We start from the raw sequence: 14,022 nt of genomic DNA, 5'->3' as shown, positions 1-14,022 counted from the left end.
CATGCCCTGGTTAAAAAATATATATAAGAAAGGATGAACTACACATGAAAAAGGCATCTGTCATTGGATTAGGTTTTTTAGAAAAGTTACTTGCTATAGTAAGTCCAATCCTTTTAGGCGTTATTGGATATTTTTCACCTAAATTAATAGAGATTATAAAAAAGATTCCTCTCTTTTCTGATTCAAAAATTATAGAACTTTTAAATTTTATTAATCCCTTCTGGCTTCCTATTATCCTCATGCTAATTGGTGTTATTGCAGGAATTTTATTTTCTTTAATTATTTATAGTGAAGCTTTAAAAATGAACATTACTTCGGAAAGCATTCACGTGAATAAGGACGATCAAAAGAAACAAATCACCAGATCAAATGTAAAAGCCGTTTTTGTAGATAAGCGTCAAGTGGTTATCATTGATCAAGAAGACCGAGAATGGTTACGTGAAACATCTGACATTACCCCAAGCAAAATTAAAGATACTTTCTTAATGCACGGCTTCCCCTGGGTGGAACAAGATCCTTATAAACATGAGTATAGCTTATGGAAATTAGAGGATGCGCGATTTAATAAAAGCATAAATACTATTTTGTATGAAAGACGAAATGCCCTTCGAGAAGGAAACTCGAAAAAAAAGAAGCATTTACGCAAAGATTTGAATGAGCTAGGAGTCTTTGTCAAAGACGATGGAGAAAATCAGTATGTCCGTTCTATTAAATAATAGGACAATAGAAAAAAGATATAAAAAGCACCTTGCCCTGTATATTTGTAAGTAACTACGATTAAAAAATAGCAAAACCCACAGAGAAATTGAATTTCTCCTGTGGGTTTTATTAATTAAAATGGGCTTTTCTCCCTAAAGAAACATATTCAACAAAAGAGCAAAACCAAATGCAATAAATGATAACAATGTCTCGAGTACCGTCCACGTTTTAAACGTTTCCTTCACCGTCAAACCTAAATACTCTTTTACAAGCCAGACCCCTGCATCATTTACGTGAGAAAACATTAATGATCCTGCACCGGTTGCAATAACTAGCAACTCTAAATTCACACCAGACATGTGCTGAATAACTGGTGAAACAATCCCTGCTGCTGTCGTTAATGCTACTGTAGCTGAACCTGTTGCAATTCGAATTAAACCAGCTACCATGAAAGCTAATACAATTGGTGATAACGAAATATGTTCTGCCATTTGTGCAATAGCTGTTCCAACGCCGCTTTCAATTAATATTTGTTTAAATCCACCGCCTGCACCAATTATTAAAATAATAGAACCGACAGGCAATAAACTTTCATCTGTTAATTTTTTAATCATCTTTTTATTAATACCTTGTTTGATACCAAGTAAATAAAATGCTGCGAAACATGAAATAAGTAAGGCGATTACTGGACTCCCTATAAACACAAAAAATTCAGTCAATTTTTTCGGTAATGAAATATATGGTGCAACTACTGATAAAATCATCAATACAACTGGTAATAAAATAATAAAGAATGAAACTTTACGACTTGGCAAATCAGTTGATACTGTCGTAACTCGAACAAGCTCCGGTTCATTTTCAGGTATAACCCTCTTATGTACCCACTTTGCAAATATTGGGCCTGCGATAATGGCTGTTGGTAACGCGATAATTAATGAATATAAAAGTACCTTTCCTAAGTTCGCGTTATAAATACCGATTGCTGTCATCGCCCTGGATGTGGTGGTACGAGCCCGTGAACAATAGATAATCCTGCAATGACAGGTAACGCAATTAATAATATATTTTGCTTCGTCGTTTTTCGAATTGAAATAACGAGTGGTAATAAAATGACAATCCCCACTTCAAAAAATACGGGAATCCCTATAACAAACCCTGCAAATAACATAGCCCAAGGTAGTTTCTTTACACCGAAAAATCGAATAAAGAAATCTGCCACTTGCATGCCGGCCCCTGAATCGGACATCATTTTCCCTAAAATTGTTCCGAGAGCTAAAATACCAACTAAATGCCCTAGTACACTACCAACACCAGTTTCATAGGCAGTCACTATTTTCGTTACATTCAGTCCAGACATAATGGCTAAAAATAAACTCGCAACTGTTAAACTAATAAATGCATGCCATTTCCACCATGATACCCCTAAAATAACAATTGTGATCGCAAGTAACGTGACGATTAATAAGTATATATCCATCTCCCATTCCCCTTACTTTTATCCCGATTGGTGTGAGCTAATAATTAGTGGATGATGCCCTCCTCCACTAATTAAAGTTTTACTTTATAAAAAAAGAGGGAACATCCCCTCTTTTTTATACGTCATAATTCACTACATAATGCTGCATCTCTGTATTGTAGTAGCCTTCGCTATATTCAATTACTTCGCCAACTTCATCATAAGAATAGCGCATACGTTTTAATAACGCTGTCCCCTCTTTTTCACCTAGCACTTCTGCAACGAAACTAGGCGCGAGTCCAACAGCGAATTCATCTCTGAAGTTTTCTAAGTGAATGCCTCGGTCTTCAACTAAATCATAAAGCGATTGCAAGTCAAAGTCCGATAAATCTGTACTTGCCATTCCTGCTGAGAAATAGTGCGTATAATGAATGTAAGGTGCATCATTTAACGTATATAAACGTTCAATACGAAAACTCTCCTTGCCGAATAATCGAAATGGCACCGTTCCTTCTTCATTATGAACGATTTCTGCTTTTAGCAATTTTTTTTGTACTTTATATCCTTCTTCCACTAACACTTCTGTAAATTTCTTACCTTTTGACAACTTTGTCGCAGAAGTATTGCGGATAACTTTCGTTCCTTTACCGCTTTTCTTTTCTAAATATCCTTCTTGAGCGAGTTCTTTAATCGCATTACGCACTGTAATTTTGCTCACTTTGAACTCTTCTTCTAACTGCGGTTCGGAAGGAATATTCGTATGAATCGCATATACACCATGCAATATTCGATCACGAATAATATTTTTTATTTGTAAATATAATGGTCCTTTTTTTCTCGTTACGTTCACCGTTACACCCACTACCTTTCTACATCACCTACTGATGCCGTCATTGCCCGAAGTATATCCTTCTCTGATGACATTGGCGTATCACCGACGATTGTATGTGCAAGCATTCCAGCTGCTGACGCAAATGAAACAGCTTTCTCTGGTGCAAACTCTTCTATCTCGCCATGAATAATCCCGCTCGTATAAGCATCTCCAGCACCTATTCTATCATATACAGAAAACGTAAGTGTTTTTGCAAAAGTGAACGCGCCATCTTTACATATAAATCCGCGAAGCGAATGTGTATTATCACTGTTAATAGAGCGATGAGTACCAGCGATTGTAGCGATATGATACGTTTCAGCTACCTTTGGAATAAGATCAACAAGTTGCGCCTCTCGCTCCGTTTCTTCGGTTTTTATTCCTAAAACAAACATTGCATCTTTTTCGTTCATCATAACGACATCAGCAAGTCCCAGCATTTCTTCATAATGCGGTTTTGCCTGTTCATATCCGTCTTCTCCCCAAAGTGATGGACGATAATTACAATCAAAAACGACGGTTCCTCCGTTTTCTTTAACTGCTCTCGCTAAAGACTTCATATGATGGCGCACCGTATCATTCATCGCAAGTGTAATACCGCAAAAATGAACGATATCAATTTCCTTAGCAATTTCTTCAAATTGGTACATCTCTTCAGACGCCGTATTGAAGCTACTTTCTAGTCGATTCGAATACGTAACGCGGCTTGCACGTGCACCGAATCCATTTTCTAAAAAATACATACCTACATATTTACCGCCTCTTGAAACAAGAGAAGTTTGAATCCCTAACTTTTGAATGTAAGATACAGCTGCATCTCCAACCGAATTTTCCGGTAAAGTTGAAATAAGAAGCCCTTCATGCCCTAAGTGAGAAAGTGCCGCTGCAACGTTCACACCTGTACCTGAAAATGAGTAATTTAACGTGTTAGCTTGCGACAACAATTCATATCCAGGTACTTGCATGCGCATCATTACTTCGCCAAACGCTGCAATTTTCTTACGCATATTGATCAACTAGCTTCTTCACGACTGCTAATAATTCACGAACATCTTCTACTTTCGTGTTACCAGTTTCTTTATCAATAATAGAAGAGTACACGTGCGGGATAACTTGCTCTACGTTTGCTTCAAGCGCAATACGTACAATTGTTTCGAAGTTTTCTTTATCAATTCCGCCTGTTGGCTCTAATGCGAATCCTTCTTCCGCACAAGCTTTCGCAACTGCACGATATTCTTCTTCATGAGCTAAACCTTTCATTGGGAAGTATTTCAATGAATTTCCGCCCATATCACGTACAATTGCAATTGCTGTTTTAATTGGAACGATTGCTTTTTCTTCTCCAGCTGCGCTAATTGGACCAGTAGAAATATTTACGTAACCTACTTTTCCTGTTGGCGATACTAAACTATTAATCCAGCTATCTTTTTCGCCAAGATTTGCACGTGTAGCTCCAACTGAAGGGAACACTTGGTTAATATGGCTGCCAGGATAATGCTTCGCAATCTCAGCTACAACTGCCGCTTGGCGATTATCTCCTGCTCCTAGTCCGATTGATACAGCGTCATCAATTTCTTTTCCGTATGCTTTCATCGCTGTAACGGCTTCTTCTACTGTTGGGTAGTCTTTTGATAATACCCCCACTACTACATACCCTTCTGCTGCTTCAAAAATATCTTTCGCATTTCGGGTATTGTTCGCTAATACATTTAATGCTACGCGGCCTTTATAAAAACGTTTTTGAATATTTGTCATTTTAGTTTCCCCCTACAATTTCTCTCAATTTTTCTTCAATTACATGTATGTCATCACCTTGAAGTGGACGTGGATCAATATCAAAGAATCCTTGTCTTACTCCGTAATCACGTGTATAGATTGCGATTTCCCCTTCGCGTAATGCTGTCACAACGTCTTTTGCCGATTTATTTAACTCTTTTTCGTTAATATGAATACGTGCTCTAAAGATTGCTCTTCCGGCTTCATCTTGAACGATCGTTACATTTACACCTTTTAATTCTTTTAGCGGTATAAGTACTTGTAGCAATTCTTTTTCTTGCTCACTTTTATCTTCTTTTACGCCGTACTCATCAAGCGCTTGAAGTAAGCCGAAAGTTGTTTCTTTCCCAACTTTCATACTTCTTCCGATGCAATGTAATTGCACTTTCAGCCATTCGATATATTTTCGTTTACCGCCAACAATACCAGAAGTAGGTCCTTCAATTGCCTTTGAACCACTATAAATGGCAAGGTCTGAATACTTCACATATTTTTGAATGTCTTCTTCAGCTGCCGCATCAACGATAAGTGGTACGTTATTTCGCTGCGCTACTTCCCATGCTTCTTCAACAGAAATCATATTTTTTTGCACTGCATGATGTGATTTCACATACAGAATCGCTGCTGTATTTTCACCAATTGCATCTTCAATATGCTCTGCTTTCCCTTCATTTGCGTAACCCACTTCAACAAGCTTACCGCCGCCTAAATAAATCATCGTTTCAACTGGAGCACCGTATTGAACGTTATGACCTTTTAACATAATTACTTCGTTTTTCGCGATTACTTCTTGATGAAGTCTTTCACTTTTACGGCGATTTCCTTCCGTCACGATACCAGCGATAGAAAGCGCAATTCCGCTCGATGCTGAGTTCACAACGACCGCTGCCTCTGAATCTAGAATTCTCGCAATATGGTCTCCCGCTTTATCTACTAAATCAGCAATTTCCACATAATTTTGTCCACCATGTTTCATCGCATCCATAACTGTATCTGTAGGAGCGGATACACCTAAAATACTCATTCTACCGCTCGCATTAATTACTCTTTTTAATCCGTACTTAGCATTCAATGAATGACCCATTGATTACAACCCCTTTCGTATCAATCCTTCTTTCAGCAATGCGCTGATCCCCTTCTGAATCAATTAACGTAACCTTCTCATCTTTCACTGTAAATAAAGTTAAGTTTGCAATATCTCCTTCTTGAATACGGCCAAGATCTGGTTTTTTCAGCCACTCTGCTGCATTTTTCGTAACCGCGTCAATTACTTCTTCTAGCGGATAACCTAAGTAAAGGAATTTCGAAAGAACGTGAGCCATACTATACACGGGACCGTGTATACGATTCTTCCGGTAAATATCTGTACTAATTGTATTAAAAGCAATACCGTGATGCTTCGCCGCCTCTGCTACTTTAAAAGAAAAACTAGCATTACCGTGACCAACATCTAAATGAACACCACGATTCACTGCATCTAGTAATACAGGTAGCGGTTTGCCTTCTTCATCGAATAAATTATTTTCTTTCCCGTTTAAGTAATGTGTAATGACATCATCTTTTTCTAAAAGAGGTACAACTTCCTCAATGTGAGGAGGCGCTGAACCGATATGTACCATAATTGGTAATGATGTTTCACGGGATAAAGAGCGTGCAACATGAAGCGGTTCAATTCCGCTATCACAAACGACACTTTTACTCATTCTCGCCTTTAACCCAACGATTACATCTTTATACTTTTCTACTGCTTCTATCACTTTCTCTTTATCGATCCATTCCATATTGGATAGTTCATCAATTCGTTTCAAACCGATGCGAGAAATATTTAAAAAGGCAAATAAATTCGTTTTTGCCTGCTCTCTACTTTTTACTAAATCTGCAATACGATCAGCTCCGCAGCTACCCGCATCAACAATTGTCGTTACCCCTTGCTTAACGCCAATTTCATCCACCTCATCGCCATACGGATCAAACTCCGGAAAAGCATGAACGTGCAAATCAATCCAGCCACTCGATACGTAAGTACCTGAGTAATCAAGAACCTTTCCACCTTCGCCAGCACCAGCTTTCGTCACCTGTGCGATTTTATTATTTTCAATTACAATGTCAATCTCTTCCCCGTTCACACGTTTTACATTACGTAGTACGAATCGTTCTGTCATTGTACTTCCACCCTTTTCTATAAGAAGCCATAAGAATACGCTTACATTAAAGTTTCATTTTATATGTCTTTCACACGTTTAGCGTAACACAAAAAAAGGGAGAAGTAAATATAACGTTATAATGTTTGAAAGTGAATAAAAAGATGCTCCTCCAAAATGGTAATAGTATAGGAAATTATATCAACGATTTTTTGAATATATCTATCATAACTTACAATATATCAACGATTTTTCAATTATATCTATCATAACTTACAATATATTAACGATTCGACAAGGAATATCGATTTACCGACAAGAAACGTCAATTCCTTTCTTATATAAGAAAAGGCTGTCCCAAATGGCACAGCCTTCTTCTCTATTCCTGAACCGTCACAATAACCCCATCCATATTGTTCCCGGAAATTTCATACTGCTTGTTTGCTGGAACGTTCACTTTCGTATTCTCAGAAACTTTATAATAAGAAACAGTATATTTCTTACCTTCTACTTCAGTTGAAACCTCTTTTTCCTCTTTTAAAAACTCTAAATATTCCTCTAGTGTGAAATTCTTTTTTTGCATAATTGCGCTATGAGGTAGGCCAACATAACGGATATGCCATGGCTCATATTGAATTCCAGTAATGTTACTTTTATTTTTCGGATAACGTAATACAAAGCCATGCTTCCATACGTTCTCTTCGATCCATTTTCCTTCAGGCGCTTTCTCCATCTTCTTTTGCGTTGATCCAACGTCTAGTGATAATCCTAAATTATGTTCACTATATCCTGCTGGAAGCGCGTAATCAGATCCCATTTCTTTATATAATTTACTTTGTTCTTTAAAATCTCGATACCCACTACTCATTAAGAAATGCTGTACGCCATCTTTTCCAGCCGCATCGACAACGTTCAAAAACTTTTTTACAACATACTTTGATAAACGAAGATTTCTATCAAATATTACGTAGCCTCTTACTAATTCACTATTATGATTTACATTTATAATATCAGACCTAATACTATCTTTTTTTACTGGATAATCCCTATTAACTAATAATAAATCACCCTTATAAATTTGTTCCTTCGTAATCTCTTTCCTCTCGGTATTTGCCGCCTTTACTAGCTCATCTTTTCCGACAATTTTAACATCGATTTCCTTTTGAAATAACGGTGATATATAAAAGCCTACACATACTGTGCATGCTATAAAAAAAGAAATAAATACCCACTTTTTCATTTCTAGTTCCTCCTTAACGTAACTTACGTATAGAATAGAAAAAACTATTAAAATAAAAAGTGGGGTAAAGTTTAAATTTTTATTAAATTGTTAAGTTTTCGTCTTTTGGCAATCGCACTTCAAACATTGTTCTAACTACATTACTTTCAGCAGAAATTGTACCGTTATGCTGCTCAACAATATTTTTCGCAATAAACAGTCCAAGGCCTGTCCCGCCACGGTTCTCAGTTCTCGATTTATCACCTGTATAAAACATATCAAAAAGATACGGTAAATCTTCTTCTGGAATGCTGTCTCCATAATTCATAACTTGTACGACAACTTCTCCATTATCGATATACCCATTCAGATCAACAAATTGCCCATCATATCCGTATCGAACGGCATTTGTTAACAAGTTTTCAAATACTCTAGCTAACAATTTTCCATCACCGTTAATTGGCAAATGAGGATCAATATTCAACCTAGCTTGTAAATGATGTTTCTCTAATAAAGGATACAATTCCTCATCTAACTGTATAAGTAGTTCACTTATATCAATCGGCTTTTTATCCAGCTTTAGCATGCCATAATTCATACGTGTAATTTCAAATAACTCATCAATTAAACTTTCGAGCCTTTGCGATTTCGTATATGCAATTGTGGAGAAATGTTTAATTTGTTCTTTTGTTAAATTCTCATCTTTAAGAATTAAATCTAAATACCCTAACACGGATGTTAATGGAGTTCTTAAATCATGAGCTAAGTTTACAACGAGCTGATCTTTACTACTTTCAGCAAAGTCTCCTCTTTCCACCGCTTCTTTTAACTTTTCACTCGCAACATTTATTTCACGTGCGATATCTCCAAACTCATCGTTTGATGAAACTTGAACTTTATTCGTAAAGTTACCGTTCGCAAGATGATGAATCCCGTTAGAAATCTCACTAAAATACTTTAAATACGGTTTTGTCAAAAAGAAGAAAAAGATAATAGATAACGGAATAAAGAAAATTAAAAAGAAGTTAATGTCCCCAACTTCCCTTACCACTGACCTAAATTGCGCTAAAGGCTCTTCGTAGCGAACCATCGTTTTATAATACAGCTGCAATCCTTTATAAATTATATAAGTTACAGTTGCTGCAAGCACCATACTTAACGCAAATAAGGCAATCATTTTAAATCGAAAACTTTTCATCATATTAGCCATTGAAAGTATAACCTACTCCCCACACTGTTTTTATTAATTTATCCTTTCTTTTATCTTCCCCAAGCTTTTTCCGCAACGTACGAATATGTACCATAACTGTATTTCCGCCTTCATAATAATCATCTGCCCATACTTGCTGAAAAATATTTTCCACATTATACACTTTCTTCGGATGGCTCGCTAATAAATATAAAATATCAAACTCTTTCGGTGTTAACTCAATTTGCTCTCCATAGACGTTCACTGTTCTTCGCTCAGGATCAATAATAACTCCGCCTATCTCTAAAGCAGATTTATTCTCCGCTACTTTCGGCTGATTTAATGTAAGAAACCTACGTAATTGTGCATTTACACGCGCAACTAATTCAATCGGTGTAAAAGGTTTCGTCATATAATCATCTGCGCCTAATACAAGACCTGTCACCTTATCAAAGTCCGAAGTTTTCGCACTTAAGAAAATGATTGGCATATGGTGCTTCGCGCGAATTTGACGCGTCACTTCATACCCATCCATTTTCGGCATCATAATATCTAAAACCACTAAGTCGATTGGCTGCGTTTCAATAATATGAACAGCCTCTTCCCCGTCTGCTGCCTTCACGACGTGGTACCCTTCTTTTTCTAAATGTATCTCAATTAAATCAGCAATTTCTGCCTCATCATCCACTATTAAAATTGAAATGCGCTTCATTTTACTCCCCCTTTTATACGCTCGATTGTAAACTAGTCTATCCAATTTGTACAATACGAAAAGGTTACCCGTTAGAGTAACCTTTGTAAATAAAATTATATCAGCGATTTTCCAAATATATCGACCATAACTTGAATTATATCGGCGATTTCTCAATTATATCGACCGTAACTCGCATTATATCAGCGATTATTGAAATATATCGACTTACCGACAATTAACAACGAAATTCGCCCGCTACTTTAAAGACTCAAGTTACCGCTCCAAAACAATTCGCTGTTTCGTGATCTCCGCCAACCTTCCGCGGTCTACTTCATACTCAGCTTCAACACTTTGCGGCACCATAACTTTTCCGCCCTTAAGCGTCACTTCCGGCGAAATAATATCCTGCTCCCAATGTCTGCTAGAAGCAGATATATCGCCTGGAATCGTAAAGTTCGGCAATGAGGCAAGCGCAACATTTTGTGCTCTTGAAATCCCCATCTCCACCATACCGCCGCACCAAACGGGTATGGTGTGCTCCATGCAATAATTATGGATTTGAACCGATTCTGTTAATCCGCCCACTCGCCCTGGTTTAATGTTCACAATTTGGCAGCTACCAAGGGTAATCGCAACGCGTGCATCTTCTAAACTATGAATACTTTCATCTAAACAAATCGGCGTTTCAATTTTCTTTTGCAACTCCGCGTGATCAAGAAAATCATAATCGGCTAACGGTTGTTCAATCATCATTAATTGGAATTCATCTAGTCGTTTCAGCCTCTCCGTATCCCCTAATGTATATGCTGAATTTGCATCTGCCATTAGCGGGATATGCGGAAACTCTTTTCGAATCTCTTTCAATAATTCGTAATCATGCTCTGGCTTTATTTTCACTTTAAAACGCTCGTATCCTTCTTCTGCGTACTTCTCGATTTGTTTTAACATAACCGGAATCGTATTGATCCCAATTACAACGCCGACTTCAATTTCAGACTTCGTTCCGCCAAGCACTGTCGCTAACGATTTCTTTTGACACTTCGCATATAAATCCCAAACAGCCCCTTCAATTCCGGCCTTTGCCATTCGGTTTCTTTTTATATGTTGAAATAGACCCGGTACCTCATTCGGATGAGAAATTTCAGCCTTTAATAAATCAGGTATTAAAAAGTCTTGCAGTACATGCAGCGCCGTCTTCACCGTTTCTTCCGTATACCACGGTTCAGAGAACGCAACGACTTCGCCAAATCCAATGTACCCGTCTTCATCTTCTAATTCAATAACGATACTCTCACGCTTTTCGTAAGTCCCGTAGCTTGCAGCAAACGGGATTACGAGTGGCATTTCCGTTATATACAGTGTCGCTTTTTTTATTTCCACCTACATCTCCTCCACTAATTGTCTTAACTCTCGTCTTAACAATTTTTTCGAAGCGTTACGTGGTAATTCCTCTAAGAAACATGCTTTCTTCGGCACTTTATATTTCGCTAATTTCTCCTCGCAAAAGTGAAGAATTTCTTCTTCTGTTACCGCCCCGCTTTTCACAACAAAAGCAGCGGGTACTTGTCCCCATTTATCATCAGTCATACCTACAACACCAGCTTCCGCTATCGCTGGATGGGACAGCAACACTTCTTCAATTTGAGCCGGATATATATTCTCTCCGCCAGAAATAATTAAATCACTGCGGCGATCTAATACGTATAAAAATCCTTCTTCATCTAAATAACCGAGGTCGCCAGTATGAAGCCATCCGTTTTGAATAGTCTCACGCGTCGCATCTTCACGGTTAAAATAACCGCCTGTTACGTTCGGTCCTTTTACTACGATTTCACCTTCCGCATGTGGCGGCACTACTACGCCGTCTTTTTCAATACGAAGTTGGCACTGAAATAGTGGCTTTCCAGCTGATCCTACTTTCGTTAACATGTAATCTGCGGACAACGTACAAATTTGCGAAGACGTTTCTGTCATACCGTACGTTTGATACACAGGAATTCCTTTATCTACACATGTTTCGAGTAACGGTTTTGGCGCTGGTCCTCCGCCAAGTAACATACATCGTAAAGAAGAAGGATATGTTTCTTCTCCAAGTCTCTCTAATAAATCAGTTAACATTTTTGATACGACTGAAATAATCGTTACGCCTCTCGTTTGAAGTGCTGTATGAATAAAATCAGCATCATATTTCGGAACGAGTAAAATGCGCATGCCGTACATAATATTTTTCATTAGAAGAGATAACCCGCCAACATGGAACATCGGCATACACGCTAACCAGCAATCATCATCACGAAGTCCTAAATTAAGCGAAGAGCCAACCGCGCTGGCCCAGTGATTTCCATATGTTAAAATAACGCCTTTCGGTTTCCCTGTCGTCCCTGACGTATAAATAATCGTCATCGCTTCTTCTAAAGAGAATTCTTCTTGTATAGAGGCTTCCTCTTTTGGTCCATTCATCACTTCGGCGAATGAATAGACAGGAACATCTTTAGCATCAAATTCTTGATCGGTCACTAAACAAATAACTTCAGCATCATCCATTTGCCAAAGTAGCTCTTCTCTTGAAAGACGCGTATTTAAAAGCACAGCTACTGCCCCTACGTACGATAGGGCGTGAATAACTGTAATCATCTCCATACCATTTTTCATCAGAACAGCCACCTTTTCCCCTCGCTTCACTCCTACATGCGTGAGGTGTTCACAAACAGATACTACTTTTTCATGCAGCTGCATAAAAGTAACTTTCTCTTCCTCTATTTCAATTGCAGTACGATCTGGTGTTAAAAATGCACGTTGCTTTAACCAATTTGGCATCGTCTCCATCATACATTCTCCTTTCATGAAAGAAAGAGACTTGATGTGACATCAAGTCTCTTAGTTGTTTTGTTTCCGGTTTGATCTCATCTAGCTACAGCGGCTAGAACAGTCGGTCGTTTCACGCCTTCCTACGAGGCAAAAAGCGCCTCTACGTCAGGAGTTCCAACGCCCTCTTGTTCTAAGCGAGCCGCTTCCGCTTTTAATTTCATCCAGCTACAGCGGCTAGAATGTTCGGTGGCTTCACTTCTTCCTACGGGGCAAAAAACGCCTCTACGTCAGAAGCTCCATCCCCCTCATATTCTAAGCGAGCCGCTTCCGCTTTTGATTTGATCAAGGGAAACGAGGGAATTGACCGAAGTCCGGACTGCGTTTTTCTTTGAATGCGTCGCGACCTTCTTTTGCTTCGTCAGTTGTGTAGTACAATAACGTTGCATCTCCAGCTAGTTGTTGAATACCAGCTAGACCGTCTGTGTCTGCGTTGAATGCAGCTTTTAGGAAACGAAGTGCCATTGGGCTGTTTGCTAAGATCTCTTGTGCCCATTGTACTGTTTCTGCTTCAAGTTGTTCTAATGGTACTACTGTATTTACTAAGCCCATATCAAGCGCTTCCCCAGCACTGTATTGACGGCATAGGTACCAAATTTCGCGAGCTTTCTTGTGGCCTACCATACGAGCTAAGTAACCAGCTCCGTATCCACCGTCAAAGCTTCCTACTTTAGGACCTGTTTGTCCGAATACAGCGTTGTCTGCAGCGATTGTTAAGTCACATACGATATGAAGTACGTGTCCTCCACCGATTGCATAACCTGCTACCATTGCGATAACTGGTTTAGGAATTGCACGAATTAGACGTTGTAAGTCTAATACGTTTAGACGTGGGATTTGGTCGTCACCTACATATCCACCATGACCACGAACTTTTTGGTCGCCGCCAGAACAGAATGCACGTCCACCTTCACCTGTTAAAATGATAACGCCAACATTTGCATCATCACGAGCTTGTGCAAAAGCGTCGATTAACTCCATTACCGTTTTTGGACGGAATGCGTTATGTACTTCAGGACGGTTAATCGAAATTTTTGCGATACCATTGTATGTTGAATAAATAATATCTTCGTAATTGCCTTCTTTTACCCATTCAATAGCCATTACAACTA

Annotated in this window: 12 protein-coding genes and 1 pseudogene; 1 reads left to right on the top strand and 12 read right to left on the bottom strand. The window is 38.4% G+C overall.

Annotated elements, in window-relative coordinates:
* Positions 1 to 44: 44 nt before the first annotated feature.
* A complete protein-coding gene (locus tag ABWK52_RS09440; protein WP_000710357.1) occupies positions 45 to 716 on the top strand; it encodes a YqeB family protein in 672 nt (223 codons plus the stop codon).
* A 135-nt stretch (positions 717 to 851) separates the two neighbouring features.
* Here the strand turns inward: ABWK52_RS09440 and gntP are convergent.
* The 12 genes and pseudogenes from gntP to menB form a co-directional block, all read right to left on the bottom strand.
* A pseudogene (gene gntP, locus ABWK52_RS09435) lies at positions 852 to 2,176 on the bottom strand (gluconate permease GntP).
* 115 nt (positions 2,177 to 2,291) lie between these two features.
* On the bottom strand, positions 2,292 to 3,017 hold the full coding sequence (locus ABWK52_RS09430) for a GntR family transcriptional regulator (protein WP_061654860.1): 726 nt from the start codon (positions 3,015 to 3,017) through the stop codon (positions 2,292 to 2,294).
* A complete protein-coding gene (locus ABWK52_RS09425; protein WP_098541246.1) occupies positions 3,017 to 4,033 on the bottom strand; it encodes a sugar kinase in 1,017 nt (338 codons plus the stop codon). The genes ABWK52_RS09430 and ABWK52_RS09425 overlap by 1 nt, the downstream gene beginning before the upstream one ends.
* Positions 4,026 to 4,781, bottom strand: a complete 756-nt coding sequence (gene dagF / locus ABWK52_RS09420) for a 2-dehydro-3-deoxy-phosphogluconate aldolase (RefSeq protein ID WP_061654862.1) — start codon at positions 4,779 to 4,781, stop codon at positions 4,026 to 4,028. The genes ABWK52_RS09425 and dagF overlap by 8 nt, the downstream gene beginning before the upstream one ends.
* Before the next feature lies 1 nt (position 4,782).
* The gene (locus ABWK52_RS09415; protein WP_061654863.1) at positions 4,783 to 5,886 is read right to left on the bottom strand and encodes a DgaE family pyridoxal phosphate-dependent ammonia lyase; all 1,104 of its coding nucleotides are present in this window, start codon (positions 5,884 to 5,886) and stop codon (positions 4,783 to 4,785) included.
* Positions 5,864 to 6,964: an amidohydrolase/deacetylase family metallohydrolase gene (locus ABWK52_RS09410; RefSeq protein ID WP_098508072.1), complete on the bottom strand. Its 1,101-nt coding sequence runs from the start codon at positions 6,962 to 6,964 to the stop codon at positions 5,864 to 5,866. Before ABWK52_RS09410 ends, ABWK52_RS09415 begins: the two co-directional genes overlap by 23 nt.
* 358 nt (positions 6,965 to 7,322) lie before the next feature.
* On the bottom strand, positions 7,323 to 8,183 hold the full coding sequence (locus ABWK52_RS09405; protein WP_000759395.1) for a D-Ala-D-Ala carboxypeptidase VanY: 861 nt from the start codon (positions 8,181 to 8,183) through the stop codon (positions 7,323 to 7,325).
* Positions 8,184 to 8,265: 82 nt separating this feature from the next.
* Entirely contained in the window at positions 8,266 to 9,372 is a 1,107-nt protein-coding gene (locus ABWK52_RS09400) for a HAMP domain-containing sensor histidine kinase (protein ID WP_000002610.1), read from the bottom strand.
* Positions 9,365 to 10,063: a response regulator transcription factor gene (locus ABWK52_RS09395; RefSeq protein ID WP_000822516.1), complete on the bottom strand. Its 699-nt coding sequence runs from the start codon at positions 10,061 to 10,063 to the stop codon at positions 9,365 to 9,367. The genes ABWK52_RS09400 and ABWK52_RS09395 overlap by 8 nt, the downstream gene beginning before the upstream one ends.
* A gap of 255 nt (positions 10,064 to 10,318) precedes the next feature.
* Complete coding sequence (gene menC / locus ABWK52_RS09390) at positions 10,319 to 11,425, bottom strand: o-succinylbenzoate synthase (protein WP_030028912.1); 1,107 nt, start codon at positions 11,423 to 11,425, stop codon at positions 10,319 to 10,321.
* Positions 11,426 to 12,871, bottom strand: a complete 1,446-nt coding sequence (locus ABWK52_RS09385) for an o-succinylbenzoate--CoA ligase (RefSeq protein WP_000449541.1) — start codon at positions 12,869 to 12,871, stop codon at positions 11,426 to 11,428. It lies immediately after the preceding gene.
* Between the two features lie 324 nt (positions 12,872 to 13,195).
* Complete coding sequence (gene menB / locus ABWK52_RS09380) at positions 13,196 to 14,014, bottom strand: 1,4-dihydroxy-2-naphthoyl-CoA synthase (protein WP_000963884.1); 819 nt, start codon at positions 14,012 to 14,014, stop codon at positions 13,196 to 13,198.
* Positions 14,015 to 14,022 lie beyond the last annotated feature (8 nt).

The sequence above is a fragment of the Bacillus sp. AP50 genome, from assembly GCF_040492675.1.
In the GTDB taxonomy this organism is placed as follows: domain Bacteria; phylum Bacillota; class Bacilli; order Bacillales; family Bacillaceae_G; genus Bacillus_A; species Bacillus_A cereus.
The sequence above is the reverse complement of the archived record's forward strand: the minus strand, read 5'-3'. Positions and strand labels throughout refer to the sequence as shown.